17 protein-coding genes are annotated in these 13,722 nt (G+C 70.4%); 6 read left to right on the plus strand and 11 right to left on the minus strand.

Features of this window, described 5'->3' with window-relative positions; translation table 11 throughout:
• Nucleotides 1-9: 9 nt before the first annotated feature.
• Entirely contained in the window at nt 10-291 is a 282-nt protein-coding gene (locus tag KIK05_RS25040; RefSeq protein ID WP_214413260.1) for a metal-sensitive transcriptional regulator, read from the plus strand.
• 508 nt (nt 292-799) lie between these two features.
• Here the strand turns inward: KIK05_RS25040 and KIK05_RS25045 are convergent.
• Nucleotides 800-2,161 (minus strand): hypothetical protein, encoded by a 1,362-nt coding sequence (locus KIK05_RS25045; RefSeq protein ID WP_214413261.1) that lies wholly within the window; start codon nt 2,159-2,161, stop codon nt 800-802.
• Nucleotides 2,162-2,400: 239 nt separating this feature from the next.
• Complete coding sequence (locus KIK05_RS25050) at nt 2,401-2,973, minus strand: gamma carbonic anhydrase family protein (protein WP_214413262.1); 573 nt, start codon at nt 2,971-2,973, stop codon at nt 2,401-2,403.
• A 185-nt stretch (nt 2,974-3,158) separates the two neighbouring features.
• On the opposite strand from KIK05_RS25050, the gene KIK05_RS25055 reads away from it, so the two are divergent.
• Nucleotides 3,159-4,466, plus strand: a complete 1,308-nt coding sequence (locus KIK05_RS25055) for a coiled-coil domain-containing protein (RefSeq protein ID WP_214413263.1) — start codon at nt 3,159-3,161, stop codon at nt 4,464-4,466.
• 173 nt (nt 4,467-4,639) lie between these two features.
• On the opposite strand, the gene KIK05_RS25060 is transcribed toward KIK05_RS25055, so the two are convergent.
• The 4 genes from KIK05_RS25060 to KIK05_RS25075 all read right to left on the minus strand — a co-directional run bounded on the left by KIK05_RS25060 (nt 4,640) and on the right by KIK05_RS25075 (nt 7,200).
• Complete coding sequence (locus KIK05_RS25060) at nt 4,640-4,864, minus strand: hypothetical protein (RefSeq protein ID WP_214413264.1); 225 nt, start codon at nt 4,862-4,864, stop codon at nt 4,640-4,642.
• Nucleotides 4,865-4,977: 113 nt separating this feature from the next.
• On the minus strand, nt 4,978-5,727 hold the full coding sequence (locus KIK05_RS25065) for a GntR family transcriptional regulator (RefSeq protein WP_214413265.1): 750 nt from the start codon (nt 5,725-5,727) through the stop codon (nt 4,978-4,980).
• Between the two features lie 152 nt (nt 5,728-5,879).
• Complete coding sequence (locus KIK05_RS25070; protein WP_214413266.1) at nt 5,880-6,419, minus strand: VanZ family protein; 540 nt, start codon at nt 6,417-6,419, stop codon at nt 5,880-5,882.
• Nucleotides 6,420-6,429: 10 nt separating this feature from the next.
• Nucleotides 6,430-7,200 (minus strand): IclR family transcriptional regulator, encoded by a 771-nt coding sequence (locus tag KIK05_RS25075; RefSeq protein WP_214413267.1) that lies wholly within the window; start codon nt 7,198-7,200, stop codon nt 6,430-6,432.
• Nucleotides 7,201-7,328: 128 nt separating this feature from the next.
• Between KIK05_RS25075 and KIK05_RS25080 the strand changes: the two genes are divergently transcribed.
• On the plus strand, nt 7,329-8,111 hold the full coding sequence (locus KIK05_RS25080) for an IclR family transcriptional regulator (protein ID WP_214413268.1): 783 nt from the start codon (nt 7,329-7,331) through the stop codon (nt 8,109-8,111).
• Nucleotides 8,112-8,122: 11 nt separating this feature from the next.
• On the opposite strand, the gene KIK05_RS25085 is transcribed toward KIK05_RS25080, so the two are convergent.
• Nucleotides 8,123-8,497, minus strand: coding sequence for an MmcQ/YjbR family DNA-binding protein (locus KIK05_RS25085; protein ID WP_214413269.1), 375 nt, complete (start codon nt 8,495-8,497; stop codon nt 8,123-8,125).
• On the minus strand, nt 8,494-9,129 hold the full coding sequence (locus tag KIK05_RS25090; RefSeq protein ID WP_214413270.1) for a hypothetical protein: 636 nt from the start codon (nt 9,127-9,129) through the stop codon (nt 8,494-8,496). The genes KIK05_RS25085 and KIK05_RS25090 overlap by 4 nt, the downstream gene beginning before the upstream one ends.
• A gap of 172 nt (nt 9,130-9,301) precedes the next feature.
• Between KIK05_RS25090 and KIK05_RS25095 the strand changes: the two genes are divergently transcribed.
• Nucleotides 9,302-9,580, plus strand: a complete 279-nt coding sequence (locus tag KIK05_RS25095; RefSeq protein WP_214413271.1) for a hypothetical protein — start codon at nt 9,302-9,304, stop codon at nt 9,578-9,580.
• A gap of 39 nt (nt 9,581-9,619) precedes the next feature.
• Here the strand turns inward: KIK05_RS25095 and trpS are convergent, their stop codons facing one another.
• Nucleotides 9,620-10,714, minus strand: coding sequence for a tryptophan--tRNA ligase (gene trpS, locus KIK05_RS25100; protein WP_214413272.1), 1,095 nt, complete (start codon nt 10,712-10,714; stop codon nt 9,620-9,622).
• A 295-nt stretch (nt 10,715-11,009) separates the two neighbouring features.
• On the opposite strand from trpS, the gene KIK05_RS25105 reads away from it, so the two are divergent.
• On the plus strand, nt 11,010-11,531 hold the full coding sequence (locus KIK05_RS25105; protein WP_214413273.1) for a GNAT family N-acetyltransferase: 522 nt from the start codon (nt 11,010-11,012) through the stop codon (nt 11,529-11,531).
• Nucleotides 11,532-11,554: 23 nt separating this feature from the next.
• On the opposite strand, the gene KIK05_RS25110 is transcribed toward KIK05_RS25105, so the two are convergent.
• On the minus strand, nt 11,555-12,040 hold the full coding sequence (locus KIK05_RS25110; RefSeq protein ID WP_214413274.1) for a nucleotidyltransferase domain-containing protein: 486 nt from the start codon (nt 12,038-12,040) through the stop codon (nt 11,555-11,557).
• A complete protein-coding gene (locus tag KIK05_RS25115) occupies nt 12,000-12,299 on the minus strand; it encodes a hypothetical protein (RefSeq protein ID WP_214413275.1) in 300 nt (99 codons plus the stop codon). Before KIK05_RS25115 ends, KIK05_RS25110 begins: the two co-directional genes overlap by 41 nt.
• 212 nt (nt 12,300-12,511) lie before the next feature.
• Here KIK05_RS25115 and KIK05_RS25120 point away from each other — a divergent pair, with 212 nt between their 5' ends.
• Nucleotides 12,512-13,423: an NAD-dependent epimerase/dehydratase family protein gene (locus KIK05_RS25120; protein ID WP_214413276.1), complete on the plus strand. Its 912-nt coding sequence runs from the start codon at nt 12,512-12,514 to the stop codon at nt 13,421-13,423.
• The last annotated feature ends 299 nt before the right edge of the window (nt 13,424-13,722 follow it).

Here is a 13,722-nt window from a genome sequence, read left to right on the forward strand (position 1 = left end):
CCTGGGCGTATGCACGGCTACAGCGGAGACAAGCAGGCCTACCTGACCAGGCTTCGGCGGATCGAAGGGCAGATCCGCGGTCTGCAGCGCATGGTCGAGGAGGATTCGTACTGCATCGACATCCTCACCCAGGTGTCGGCCGCCACGCGCGCGTTGCAGGCGGTGGCGCTGGGCCTACTGGAGGATCACATCGGGCACTGCGTGAGCGACGCGATCACCGCCGGTGGCCCCGAGGCGGAGGAGAAGGTCAAGGAGGCCTCGGCCGCCATCGCGAGGCTAGTGCGGTCGTAGCGGCTTTCGCGGGTTTCCCGGCCCGGGTGGACTAGTCCTGTTAAGTGATCATGGGTTCTTTCACAAAACCGTCCCGAACCCCCGAGGAGTTCGGGACCAGTTCTGCGAGAACCTTCAGTGACTCACCGAAGTGCGCAATCCGAGCGCGTTGTCGAGCTCATCCAAGGTCAGCTGTCGCTCGCTGACGGCGACGGCGCTGAGCACCTCAGCGTAGAGCGCGATCTCGTCCAACGCGACACGGTCATGGACCCGTGAGTCCAGGTTGTCGTGCCCCACCGCGTCGTCCTTCCTTCCGCAGCCCACACCCACTTCGAGGTTACGACCGGGTGGCCTTTCGCCGACATGGCCCATCGGGACCATTCGTCACGCCCGCCCGTGTCCCCGTGGAACCATTTCCCGGAACGGGAGATCACAATTCAGCCAAATCCGCGGATGAGGGGGGTGGGAATGATATACGCGAAGTAAGGATTAAATAGCCAAATATCCCGTTTAGATCACGCTGAGTCGGTCAGCTGTGACGAATCCATTCCGATGGGGCATCAGGGACGCCCGGCTGCGTCTCGTGCGGGTCGTCCCGCTGATCCATCAGACAGCTCACCATGGCCGCCGACGACGGGAAACCGCGCGGCGGTGGCGGCGTCCCCGTCAGGCCGCACCACGCGAGCCCCGTCGCGTACGCGGCTCCCAGCAGGGCCGCCGCCGACGCCCTGTCGGGCGGCCGCAGCGCCTCCGGAGGCTCCCCGTCCCGGGGCCAGCAGCCGCGCAGCGGGTGATCGGGCTGCGCCAGCGCCACGTAGTACGTATGACGCAACTCGGCGTCCAGCCAGGGGTACAACTGAGGCGCCACCGCGGGCGCCACGGCGTGGACGTCGGCCGCGAGCAGCGACGCGGCCACCGCCCGGGGGTCGGCGCCGTGGGCCGCCACGAACGAGAGCGCCCGCACCATGTCGTACAGCGAGTGCCGGAAATGATCACCCGGCGAGGTCTCGTGCACCACGGCCCCCCTGAGATGCGCCGGGCAGCGCGCGAGCCAGGCGCGCCGTATGCCGGGAGCGTCCCGGGCCGGGTGATCGAGCCACGGCTGCGCCCGCAGGGGTTCCACCATGGCGAGCAGCGCGGCGGAGCGCGGTGCGAAGCGCGGGTCGGCGGCCAGCACGCGCGCGGTGTCGCGCATCAGCCCGGCCAGGCGCAGCGCGGTGCCCTGCGCGCCCCGGCCGAGCCGCTCGGCGTACAGGGCGACCAGCGCCGAAAGGGGCGTGGCGGGCAGCCAGCGCACCCAGTCGTCCCCCGGCAGCGGCCTGGAGAGGAACTCCCCGAACATCGACAGCAGTCGCTCGTTGCCGTCGAACGCCGGCGCGTAGGCGCACCACATGATCGTGCCCCAGATCGCGGCGACCGTCCCCTTGACGTCATTGCAGAACACCTCGGCGAGCGGCCCCACCACCGCGGGGAACTCCTCCTGCAGGCCCCGCTGCTGGTCGAGCAGCCCCCTGACCTGCTCGGTGACCCGGCGGGGCACGTCGGGGCCGACGAACGCCTGCGTCGAGCCCCGGTCGAACGCGAAGTCGGCCGACGCGGGAAGCATCTCGACGGGGATCGCCGGCGCGGGGTGGGCCGGGCGCGCCGCGGCCCGCACGCGCGGATCGGCCGGAGGAGCCGACAGGTGCCACTGCCCGTCGGCCTGGTCGTGGCGGTACCAGCGGGCGTGCGAGCCGAACAGCCAGTGCCCTCCGTCGGCGGTGAGCAGCAGGCGCGCCGCCATCGCCTGCGCCTGCGTGGGTGCGGGGACGTCGGCCCAGCGGGGGTCCGTCACCATGGCACGGACATCCCGCTCGATCGCCTCGAATGGGTCCCACTGCACGGCGGCCATGCTACTTCGGACGTCCCGTCCGATCTCAGAGCCGTACCGCCGTGCTTGATGGCCTCGCTGCGCTCGGCGGGCTCGGGGCCTCTTTGAGGCGGCGGCTTTCGTCGTCGTACGGGCTCGTCCCTCACCCTCCCTCCTCCTCAAGCCACCGCCGGCCCCGAGCCGGCTTGATGGCCTCGCTGCGCTCGGCGGGCTCGATGGCCTCGCTGGGCCAGGCGGCGAGGGGCGCTCCCGCAGACGGCTCAGGTGGCGATCGTGGGCGGGACCGGTCTGGCGGCGCGGTGGCGCGCGGCCTTCGCCATGTAGTTGTCGGGCGTGCGGGCGAAACCTGCCCGGTCGTCGTCGGTCAGCTCCCGGACGACCTTGCCGGGCACCCCCGCGACCAGCACCCCCGCCGGGATGCGCTTGCCCGGCGTCACGACGCACCCCGCCGCGACGAGCGAGCCGGCGCCGACGCGGGCGCCGTTCAGCACCACCGCCCCGATGCCGACCAGGGCGCCGGTCTCGATGTGGGCCCCGTGCACCACGGCCCGGTGGCCCAGACTGACGCGGCTCTCGAGCACGGCGGGCAGCCCGGGGTCGGCGTGCAGGCAGCACAGGTCCTGGATGTTGCACTCCTCGCCGACGTCGATCTCCTCGTCGTCGCCGCGCAGCACCGAGCCGTACCAGACGCTCGCGCCGCGCGCCAGCCGTACCCGTCCCACGACGACCGCGGTCGGCGCGACGTACGCCTCGGGGTGGACGAACGGCGTGCCGGCGTCGAGCGCGGCGATGTACGGCGGGGCCGCCGGGCCCGGAAAAGTCGGCTCGCTCATGACATCGATGATCCCACGTGACCATCCGCTGGTTTCCCGGGCTTTACTGGTGGAAGAGACTCATTCGACCGCAAGAGGTCAGGCGTTCGGGTTGCGGACTTGGGCAGATGGCAGGAAAGTCGTGTCCTGACGTCTCGTAATCAGAGCACGACCCCCACCCGAAACAAGACCCCCAGGGCTCAGCCATGACGAACCAGCACGACAGCTTTCCGGACATGATGCACGAGGACCTCGGCTTCGAGGTGGTGATGCGTGGATACAGCCGCCGCCAGGTCCACGAGCACATGGCCCGAACGCGCAACCAGATCCGTGACCTGGAAGAACGGCTGGCGCGCGCCATCGATCAGGCCGAGCAGGGCCGCATCGAGCTCGCGGAGGCCCGGCGCCGCCTGGCCGAGGCCCCGCAGGACTACGACGAGCTCGGCCAGCGCCTGAGCCAGATCCTCAAGCTCGCCGAGGAGGAGGCGATCTCCAAGCGCGAGACCGCCGACGCCGAGGCCACCAAGGTGCGTGAGGACGCCATCTCCGAGGCCGAACGCATCCTTTCGGCCGCCCAGGGCGAGGCCGAGCGCCGCGTCCACGAGGCGACGGCCGCCGCCGAGCGCCTGCTGGCCCAGGCCGGCTCCGACGCCGAGGAGACCCTCGGTGCGGCCCGCTCGGAGTCCGAGGAGACTCTGCGCAACGCCCGCGCCGAGGCCGACCGCCTCCTGACCGCCGCGCAGCACGAGGCCGAGCGGCTGGTCAACGAGGCCGCCGCCCAGGGCGAGGCGACGCTCTCCTCGGCGAAGGCCGATGCGGAGGCGACGCTGGAGTCCGCGCGCAACGAGGCCGCCGAGACCCTGGCGGCCGCCGAGCGGCGGGCCGCGTCCCTCGACGAGCACACCGGACGCCGGGTGACATTCCTCACTGACACCCACACCGAGGTCGTGCGCCGCCTCCACGAGATGGGCTCGGTGCTGGGCGACCTGCTGCAGCGTGAGAGCGCCGCCGGGGCGCTGGTCGACGAGTCCGCGGTGCTGCCTCCGCGCCCGGCCATCGGCACGGTCGACGACCTGCGCGCGATCGAGGCGCCCGCGGCCGAGGAAATCGAGTCGGTGCGGGTCGTGATCGACGACTCCGGCGACGCCCCCGAGGTCCACGACGGCGAGACCCACGCGAGGGACGACGCTCACCGTCCGCAGGACGCGGACGATCCCCAGGACGCCCGTGAGCCGCAGGACGCGGACGGATCGCAGGACGCCCGTGAGCCGCACGACGACCACGACGAGGACGCCGTCGTCGTCCGCGACCCGGCCGACCCCTTCGACGCCCGTGACCCCCAGGAGACGGTCGATGTCAGCGGGCACCCGCACGGTGCGAACGACGTGCACGTCGCCAACGACCACGACGTCCACGCGCCGGGGCGCATCCGCGGGTTCTTCGAGAGCACCGAGGTCCACGTGGCGCGGGTCGACCAGCCCGGCGGCGACGAGGTACCGGCCCAGCGGCAGTGAGCGGCGCGCGGGAGGGCTCGGCGGTGACCGCCGGGCCCGCCGGAGCGGCCGGCCGCTGACCGGGCCGGTCGTGACGCCGTAGAAGCGGAAACCTCCGCCCCCGATGGGTCGGAGGTTTCCGCCCCTCCCGATCTCCGGCCGCAGCCGTGATCAGGCCTGTTCCCGATCGCCGATCAGGTGTCCCCGTCGACGGAGGAGATGCACTCCTGCTGTTCGAGCAGCCGGTCGCGTAACCCCTCCGGATCGTCGGCGTCGATCGTCATCGCGCATCCCGCGTCACGTTCCCGCTCGGTGAGCGGGTGGTGCCGCGTGGCCCACCACCGTCCCGCGTCGCTCCTCCAGATGGTCCAGTCGGGGAACTCCCGGGCGATTTCGGCGAGGTGCCGGTCGAACGACATCCCGTCCACCCTTTCCGCGGCAAGCGGCCTGGTTTGTACGATTCCCCCTCACGTTGCGGGACATCTCTAGAGAAATCAAGGTTCGGGGTGGACAGGTCAACCTAACGCTTGACTCAGGCATCGAAGTCGTACTGAAGTACATACGACGCGGCGTCCATGATCATCATGTTCAGCTCGACGGCCCTGCCGGCGCGGGAGAAGGCCGACCGGCACACCAGGATGACGGGCGTCCCGGCGGGAAGCCCCAGCTTGCGGGCCTCCTCGGGTGTGGGCATCCTGGCCCGCACCTCCTCGGTGAAGTGCGCGGGCGCGTGCCCGAGGTCGCGCAGGCGGGCGTAGACGCCGCCGGGTCCGGTGTCCTGCGTGGTGATCGCCGTGCCGGCCACCAGTTCGGCCGGAAAGTATGAGGCCGCGAGCTGTACCGGCCGCCCGTCCACCGAGTAACGCCGCCGCCGTACCCAGACCTCCTCGCAGCCGAGCACCCGCGCGGCGTCCTGGGCGGCCGCCTCGCGGGTGATCGTCATGTCGTCCACGACGTACGGGCGGCCGGTGGTGTCGGAGTCCCAGATGGCCCTGCCGGCGCCCCACTGCTCGCGTGACAGGCGCCGGGAGCCGTGGCGGCGGATCGGGCGGAACTGCCGTACGTAGACCCCTGAGCCTCGTCTGGCCACCGCCACGCCTTCGTTGATGAGGACGGCGAGTGCCTGCCTCGCGGTCGCCCGGGCGACGCCGTATTCCGCCATGAGGGCGTTCTCGCCCGGTAAGCGATCCCCATCGCGGAACTCGCCCGCCGCGATCGCCTCGCGCAGGCGATCGGCGATGCGGCGATAGATCGGGGGTTCGTGAGGTACCGGGGATTCCATCACGCTCTATCACCCTCAGTCACAGACGCGGTCCGCGTCTCCAGAGAACTTGCCCCGCCTTGTCCACGATCGCACAGATACGCACGTTGGTCCCGTGCTTCTTTTGAGCGAATCGTGCCCGTGTGACGATCGACGGGGGTTTTGTGCGGCGTTTACCGTGGAGCGGTCCCGGCGTCCGCGCGCGCGGCGTGCCACGGCCACGTGGCCAGCGCGGCCAGTACGGCACCCAGCGTGTTCAGGATCACGTCGTCCACCGACGACACTCGCCCCAGGCGCAGCCCGTACTGCAGCACCTCGACGGTGGCCGACAGCGCCGCCGCGAGAAGGCCGACCCGCCACACGGCCGCGAAGCGCGCGGAGCGGACCGGCAGCAGCGCCCCGAGCGCCGCGAAGACCAGCAAGTTGCCCCCGACCTGCGCGAACGCCGCGCCGAACGGTCCGTGTGCCAGCTCGGCGAGATCACGCAGCGGCACCAAACTCACACCCGAGGCCCGCCCCGGAGTGAGGATCATCCACAGCCAGGGGACCGTCCCGGAGACGATGAAGACGTCGGCGTACGCCGTACGGACCGGATGGGGACGGCCCTGTCGCGCCCGCCGTCGCGCCAGCAGCCACGCCACGCCGAACGCCGCCGGCAGCCACAGAACTGTGGCCAGGACGACATACCGCCACAGGTGCAGTTCGAGGCGCACGGCGGAACGTTCAGCCGGCGAAACCGAGGCGGCGGCTGATGTCGGCCGCGCCCGCGATCAGGATGGGCGCCACCTCACGCATGCGCTCCTCATCGAACCGGTAGGCGGGCCCGCAGGCGCTCACCGCCGCCACCACGTCCCCCTCGTAGCTCCGGACGGGGGCCGCCATCGCGTTCAGCCCGATCTCGTACTCCTCGAGCGTCACGGCGTACCCCCGCGCCCTGGCGTCCTCCAGATGCGGGCGCAGCTCGGCGAGCGAGGTGATGGTCGCCGGGGTGAACCGCGGCAGGCCCGCCGCCGACAGCAGCCGTTCACGGTGCGGATCGTCCAGGTGGGCGAGCAGGACCTTGCCGCTGGAGGTCGCGTGAAGCGGGGTCAGCTGCCCCACCCAGTTGTGGACCGTGACCGCCGACGGTCCGCGCACCTGGTCGAGGTTGACGGCGTAGTGGGAGCGCACGACCGCGATGTTGACCGTCTCCCCGATCTCCTCGGCCAGGCGGCGGCAGACCGGCCGCCCCTGCTGGGTGAGATCGAGACGGGAGGCCACCCCGCCGGCCAGGCGGATCACGCCGAAGCCGAGCCGGTACTTCCCGCGGTCCTCGCTCTGCTCGACCAGACTCCGCGCCTCCAGCGCGCCGAGGAGCCGGAACGCCGTCGACTTGTGCACGCCGATCTCCAGCGCGATCTCGGTGACACCCGCCTCGCCGCGCGCCGAAAGGATCTCCAGCACGCTGATCGCCCGGTCTACCGACTGCACGCCGGCCGAGGAGTCGTTGGTCATAGCTGGGGACTGTAGGGGAGCCGCGACCACGCCGTCCATGTGGCGAAGGGTCGGCCTACGACCCGCTTTCTCGGGACTCGTCTCCCGAGTGCGATGGCTCATGTGCGTATTTTGAATAGGGTTGTGCCATGAGCAACGAGGGCGAGCGTGACAGCACGGGGGTCCAGTCCGTCGACCGGGCCCTGTCGGTACTCAAACTGCTGGCCAGGCACGGCGAGCTGGGCGTGAGCGAGATCGCGGCGGAGCTGGGGGTGCACCGTTCCACCGCGTTCCGTCTCGTCGCCACCCTGGAGAACCACGATCTGGTCCACCAGAACGACGAGCGCGGCCGCTACCGCCTGGGCGTGGGAGTTCTCCGGCTCGCGGGCGCCACCACCGCCCGGCTCGACGTCGTCCAGGAAGGACGCCGGATCGGCACCCGCCTCGCGGCGGAGATCGGCGAGACCGTCAACATCGCCATCCTCGACCGCCGGCAGGCCCTCTACGTCGACCAGATGGCCGGCACCTCGGCCCTCCAGGCGCACAACTGGACAGGCAGGCGCATCGCCCTGCACGCAACCTCGAACGGCAAGGTGCTGCTGGCCCACGCGCCCGACGAACGCTTCGAGGAGGTCGTCGCCGAGCCGCTCCCGCGATTCACCGACCACACCATCACCGACCCCGCGCTCCTGCGCGAGGAGCTCGACGGCGTGCTCCGCCAGGGGTACGCCACGGCCGTCGACGAGCTGGAGGTGGGCCTGACCGCGGTGGCGGCACCGATCCGCGGCGCCGACGGCACGGTGGCCGCCTCACTCAGCGTGTCCGGCCCGACGTTCCGCCTTCCCGCCGACCGCCTCGCCACCGTGGCCGCCCAGGCCGTGACCGCCGCCACCGAGATCTCCTCTCGCCTCGGCTGGTACGGATCGCTCTAGCTGAGGCCGGATCAGGGCTGGGGGGCGTCGAGCTGGGCGACCAGGCGCTTGGGGGCCACGAGCCGGTAGCTCTCCTCCACCCAATCGCACAGCAGCTCGACGTCCGGCGCCTCGTCGGTGAAGGACACGGTCACCCAGCCGGCCCTGCCGAGGCCGTACCCGGTGGGGGCCGCGCCCGGCAGATTGAGCGCGTGCCCGTTCGACTCACGCAGCTTCACCGAGAACCGGGGCTTCCACTTCTCGGTCTCCTCCTCGATCCCGAGGAAGACGAAGACCTTCTTGTTCACCTTGACGACGCTCTCGCCCCAGGGGAAGTCCTCGTAGGCGCCGGGAAGGCCGAGGGCGAACTCGCGCAGCCGGTCACGCGTCTCCTTCCACTGCTTCATGCCCCCATTGTGGACTCCGGGGCCGCCGCCCGTTCCCGGCCCTCGGCGAAGAAGGCGAGCAGATCCGGCACCTCGCCCAGCGGGCGCGCCGCGCCGAACGGCGCGTTCCAGAAGGGACCGCTCCTCGGCTCCCACGGCCCCACATACGCGTACGGCACCGGGATGTACCCGTCGCCGAGCGAGACGCCGTAGTTCACCTTGTCGACGGATATCCCGAGGTCGAAGTGCTCGGGCCACAGCACGGGGATCTCCCCGGGGACGAGCTCGCGCAACGCCGCGTCACCGTGGGCCAGGCTCTCGGCGAGTCGTGCGGCCGCGTCGGCATCGACGCGCAGGACGTCGTCGAGGGAAGCGCCGGAGCCGTCGGAGTAGAGGTTCTCCGGGGCGCCGGGCGTCACCCCTGCGGCGGTGCCGAGCGCGCGGAGCGACGTGCCGTTCAGCGGGACGCGTTCGTCTCCCGTCAGCAACTCGCCGCCCTCGACACGCAGGACGGGCGCGGCCACCGTCGCGAAGCCGCCGGGCGTGACCCGCAGCCGGATCGTGCCGCTTCCCCGGTACTGCGGGCCTGCCATTATCAGCTCCGCGACCGCGTGCAGAGATCTCCGTGTGTCGATCAGGTCGTTCTCATTCATACCCACAGCCTGGCCGACTCGGGGAAACGCCGCTAATCGCCCCGCTTGCCCCACCTCTCTGGAAGACGGTGTCCGATCTCGGCCAAGGCCGTCTCCGACTACTGTCTGTGATTGCTCGATATCCTTTGAGTCACTAGCCTGAACGCATGGGAACCCTCGCTGCCATCTCCGTGTGCGAGCCGCCATGCCGGTGACGATCGCAGAGCTGAAGGCCCGCTACAGCAAGGAGTGGCTGATCTCCGACGCGGTGGGCGGCGGGTGGTACGCCGTGCGCCGGCACGGCCTGTCGCGCGACGTCGTCCAACGCGGCCTGTCGAACGTCTACTGTGGCGCTTCCCTGGAAGAACTCGCCACGCACCTCGCCTCCGAGACGCAACTCGAGACCCGTCTCATACGCGGCTGCCACCACGCGGAGACTCCCTTCAGCTGCGGCGGCACCGCTCACACCTGACAGCAGAGCCCGACGCACGGTGACTCAGCGTGACATCTTTCAGTAGAGCGACTTCATGGCCGCCCGTACCTCGTGGAGGGTGTCGTCGGCGATGGCGTTGGCCCGGCGGTTGCCCTCCCGCAGCACCTTCCGCACAAACCCGCGGTCGCGGTCGTACTCCGTCCGCCGGGCGCGGATGGGCGCCAGGCGGTCGTTGACCGCCTCGGTCACCACCTGCTTCAACGCGGCGGCTCCCCTGTCGCCGATCTCCTCGGCCACCTCGTGCGGGTCCCGGTCCAGGCACAGCGCGGCCAGGAGGACCAGACTGGAGACCTCGGGCCGCGCCACCGGGTCGTAGGTGATGCGCCGCTCCGCGTCCGTCTTCGCGCCCCGGATCAGCTTGGCGGTCTCGTCCGCGCTCGCGGACAGCGCGATGGCGTTGCGACGGCTCTTGCTCATCTTGGTGCCGTCGGTGCCGAGGAGCAGCGGAGCCACCGACAGCAGAGCCTCCGGCTCGGGGAACACCGGCGCGCCGCCGTCGCCGTACCGGTTGTCGAAGCGACGGGCGATGGTACGGGCGATCTCCAGGTGGGGCAGCTGGTCCTGGCCCACCGGCACGAGGTTCGCCTTGCAGAACAGGATGTCGGCCGCCTGGTGGACCGGGTAGGTGAACATCAGCCCGCTGACGGACGCCTGGCTGGAGTGGGCGATCTCGTCCTTGACCGTGGGATTGCGGCCGAGCTCGGCGGTCGAGACCAGGCTGAGGAACGGCAGCAGCAGCTGGTTCAGCGCCGGGACCGCGCTGTGGGCGAAGATCGTGCTCCGTTCCGGGTCGACGCCGATCGCCAGGTAGTCGAGCAGCAGGTCCTCGACGTATTCCGTCAGCCGTTCGGCGACGTCCCGATCGGTCAGCACCTGGTAGTCCGCGATCAGCACGAACACCTCCACCCCCATGTCCTGCAGCCGGACCCGGTTGTGCAGCGTGCCGAAGTAGTGCCCGAGGTGCAGCCGTCCCGTCGGACGGTCCCCGGTCAGCACCCGGAACCGCCCCGGGTCCTTCCGGATGGCCTCCTCCAGCTCGGCGCTGCGCAGCTGGGCGGCGGGCACGTCGAGGTGATCGTGCGCGGGGGCCGGGACGGCGAGATCGGTGGTCATGTGGTCCTCCTGGTCGGTGAAAGGTGCCGCCGCTCTGGACGACGGCCCTGTGACCAGGGAGGAAACGCGAAGGGCCGTTCATCCGAACGGCCCGGTCATGCGTCAGGTGCGGCCGCTCCTACGTGGAGCGCCACCAGCTGAGACATGACGGACGACGCATGGCCATCAGTGTAACGACATCGACTTCAGAGAGCGAGATCTTCTTCGTCCTGTGGGCTCCCCGGTCACGTCCGGTCGATCTATCGGGGAGTTAATGAGTCGCCTCTGCTTTCCCGGCTCCTGATAGGAAGCCGGAATGGTCATAGGAGAGCGTGTACGACTTCGCGCCATCGAACCGTCGGACGGGGAGGCGCTGTGGCGGTGGCACGGCGACCCTGAGGTGATGCGGTGGATGAACGCGCCCTATCCGCCGTCGCTGGCCCGGACCGTCAAGCAGATCGAGGAGCGCGCCCCCGACACCTACGGCGACCTGCAACTGATGATCGACACCCTGAACGGCCGGGCCATCGGTATCGTCGCGCTGCGCGAGGCCGAACCGGAGACCGGTGACGCCACCCTGGACATCTATCTCGGCGAGAAGGACACCTGGGGCCAGGGCTACGCCACCGACGCGATGCGGGTGATCTGCCGCTACGGCTTCGACACGATGCGGCTGCACCGCATCTCGCTGACCGTGGTCGCCGACAACACCAGTGCCCGCCGGGTCTACGAGAAGGTCGGCTTCGTCGAGGAGGGACGCCGGCGCGAGGCGTTCCGGCGCGACGGGAAATGGCACGACAAGATCATGATGGGCCTGCTGGAAGGCGAGCTACGCTGACCCGTGCTCCGTCGGCTCGGTGCTCAGAAGTGGGTGGTGATGCCGAACGTCTCCCGGAGCCGGGCCATGTCCTGACGGTCCCGGTCGCTGGGTTCGTATCCCTGGTGGAAGTGGTTCTGCTGGGTGGCCGACAGGCACCGCACCCGCACGCCGTCGATCGTCCCCGTGACGAAACAGTCCGCCGGGTACGTCAGCGTGCCGCCGCGGGTGTCGAGCCGCTGGACGGCCGAGCCGTCCGGGGCGAACAGCAGCGGGTGGAGGTCCAGCTCCCGGCCGTCCCGATCGGCCATGACGAACCGCGCAGGTCGCCCCGGCGAGATGCCGGACCGCTCGGCGAACCCGGCTGATTCCAGCGTCCGGATCAGCAGAGGTTCCTGTTCGACGCGGTGCAGCAGGTCGAGGTCGCGGTGTTCCCGGGTGATCCTGCCGACCAGGGCGTCGACGCCCCATCCCCCCGCGATCCAGACGTCACAACCCGCCTCGGTGAGCAGGTCCATCGTTCGGATCACTTTGGCTGCTTCGAACACCGGAACACCTTGTCAGCTCTGCCCGAGCCGCGTCGATCGGTTTTCGAGGCCGCCGCGTGACGAGAAGAAGTACCGGCGTGACCACGAGCAACGCGATCATCATCTGGATCGCGCCCTCTGTCAGCGCGATCCGAATGTCGTGATGGTCGACGAACCGCCGTCCGGCCGTCCCTGCGAAGACGGCGACGCTCAGGGCCGCGCCCCTGATGATGGCGGTACGCGCGTTTCTCGGGTAGGCCATGAGCTGAGGGTAATCGCGAGCCCCGGTCCCGGCACCTGGCTGTTTCCACACCGGTGCACTCACCGGCGTAGGGCGGCGTGGATGCCGACCATCCGGCTGTCCCGCGCGATCCAGCCCGCCGTTCTGTGACATGGAGGCACCCACGTCACAGGCGGCCGGGCTGTCTCGTCTCGAATAGCGGAGACAGACACTTGCGTCGGGAAGGTGACGTCATGCGGGTGTTCGTGGCGGGCGGGGCCGGGGTGCTGGGACGGCGACTGGTGCCGCAGCTTGTCGCGCGTGGCCACCAGGTGACGGCGACGACGACGAGTGCGGCCAAGCTGGACCTGCTGGAGCGGTTGGGCGCCGAGGCGGTCGTGATGGACGGGCTGGATGCGATGTCGGTCGGTGAGGCGGTGGCCGCTGCCCGGTCGGATGTGATCGTGCACCAGATGACCGCGATCTCCGGCACGCCCGATATCAAGCACTTCGACCGCTGGTTCGCCGCCACCAACCGGCTGCGTACCGAGGGGACGGACCACCTGCTGGCCGCCGCCGAAGCGACCGGTGTATCCCATTTCGTCGCGCAGAGCCACGCCTCCTGGAACGGCATCCGCAAGGGCGGATGGGTGAAGACCGAGGAGGACCCGCTGGACCCGACGAGCACGGGCAAGGGGGCGGAGGCGATCCGCCACCTCGAGGAGGCCGTCGTCAAAGCCGGTGGCGCGGTCCTGCGGTACGGCGCGTTCTACGGACCGGGTGCCACCGGCGATCAGGTCGAGCTGGTGCGCAAGCGGCAGTACCCGGTCGTCGGGAACGGCGCCGGCCACAGCTCGTGGGTGCATCTCGACGACGCCGCGAGTGCCACCGTCCTGGCCGTGGAGCAAAAGGCCAGGGGCGTGTTCAACATCGTCGACGACGAGCCGGCCCCGGCCGGCGAGTGGCTGCCCTACCTGGCCGCGTGCGCGGGAGCCAAACGGCCGATGCGGATCCCCACCTGGCTGGCCAGGCCACTGGCGGGGAAAGTGGCGGTGACGATGATGACCGAGGGGCGGGGCTTCTCCAATGCCAAGGCCAAGCGGGAACTCGGCTGGCGGCTGCGCTACCCCTCCTGGCGGCAGGGTTTCAAGGAGGAACTGGCGTGACCCGGGCCGAGGAGTTCGAGGCGTAGGCCCGCCGGCCGATGGATTGAACGCCGGAGGGGACCGTCCGGCGTGCACCGGCTTCCACGCAGGAGGGCCGCACGTTGATACCCGTCGGATACACGGCTGCGCGCCCGCGGATACCCGGTCGATACGGGGCCGCAGGAAAGGGCCTGCACAGTGGCCAGATGTGGTGAAGGGCGCCAAGATCACAGCGAGAGGAGTCGTCCGCCGCGCGTCGGACCCGGGACATGGGCGTACGGCCGGCCGTCAGGGCGCCTGCCGGCCGGTGCCGTCATCGG

It is taken from the genome of Sphaerisporangium fuscum (assembly GCF_018531465.1).
Taxonomy (GTDB): Bacteria; Actinomycetota; Actinomycetes; order Streptosporangiales; family Streptosporangiaceae; genus Sphaerisporangium; species Sphaerisporangium fuscum.

Bases quoted from the DNA above. Each gene is read 5' to 3' on its own strand.
- KIK05_RS25090 (WP_214413270.1), bottom strand. From the start codon at position 9,129: ATGAATGAGAACGACCTGATCGACACACGGAGATCTCTGCACGCGGTC.
- KIK05_RS25060 (WP_214413264.1), bottom strand. From the start codon at position 4,864: ATGTCGTTCGACCGGCACCTCGCCGAAATCGCCCGGGAGTTCCCCGAC.
- KIK05_RS25055 (WP_214413263.1), top strand. From the start codon at position 3,159: ATGACGAACCAGCACGACAGCTTTCCGGACATGATGCACGAGGACCTC.
- KIK05_RS25120 (WP_214413276.1), top strand. From the start codon at position 12,512: ATGCGGGTGTTCGTGGCGGGCGGGGCCGGGGTGCTGGGACGGCGACTG.
- KIK05_RS25045 (WP_214413261.1), bottom strand. From the start codon at position 2,161: ATGGCCGCCGTGCAGTGGGACCCATTCGAGGCGATCGAGCGGGATGTC.
- KIK05_RS25075 (WP_214413267.1), bottom strand. From the start codon at position 7,200: ATGACCAACGACTCCTCGGCCGGCGTGCAGTCGGTAGACCGGGCGATC.
- KIK05_RS25080 (WP_214413268.1), top strand. From the start codon at position 7,329: ATGAGCAACGAGGGCGAGCGTGACAGCACGGGGGTCCAGTCCGTCGAC.
- KIK05_RS25040 (WP_214413260.1), top strand. From the start codon at position 10: ATGCACGGCTACAGCGGAGACAAGCAGGCCTACCTGACCAGGCTTCGG.
- KIK05_RS25105 (WP_214413273.1), top strand. From the start codon at position 11,010: ATGGTCATAGGAGAGCGTGTACGACTTCGCGCCATCGAACCGTCGGAC.
- KIK05_RS25115 (WP_214413275.1), bottom strand. From the start codon at position 12,299: ATGGCCTACCCGAGAAACGCGCGTACCGCCATCATCAGGGGCGCGGCC.
- KIK05_RS25065 (WP_214413265.1), bottom strand. From the start codon at position 5,727: ATGGAATCCCCGGTACCTCACGAACCCCCGATCTATCGCCGCATCGCC.
- KIK05_RS25085 (WP_214413269.1), bottom strand. From the start codon at position 8,497: ATGAAGCAGTGGAAGGAGACGCGTGACCGGCTGCGCGAGTTCGCCCTC.
- KIK05_RS25050 (WP_214413262.1), bottom strand. From the start codon at position 2,973: ATGAGCGAGCCGACTTTTCCGGGCCCGGCGGCCCCGCCGTACATCGCC.
- trpS (WP_214413272.1), bottom strand. From the start codon at position 10,714: ATGACCACCGATCTCGCCGTCCCGGCCCCCGCGCACGATCACCTCGAC.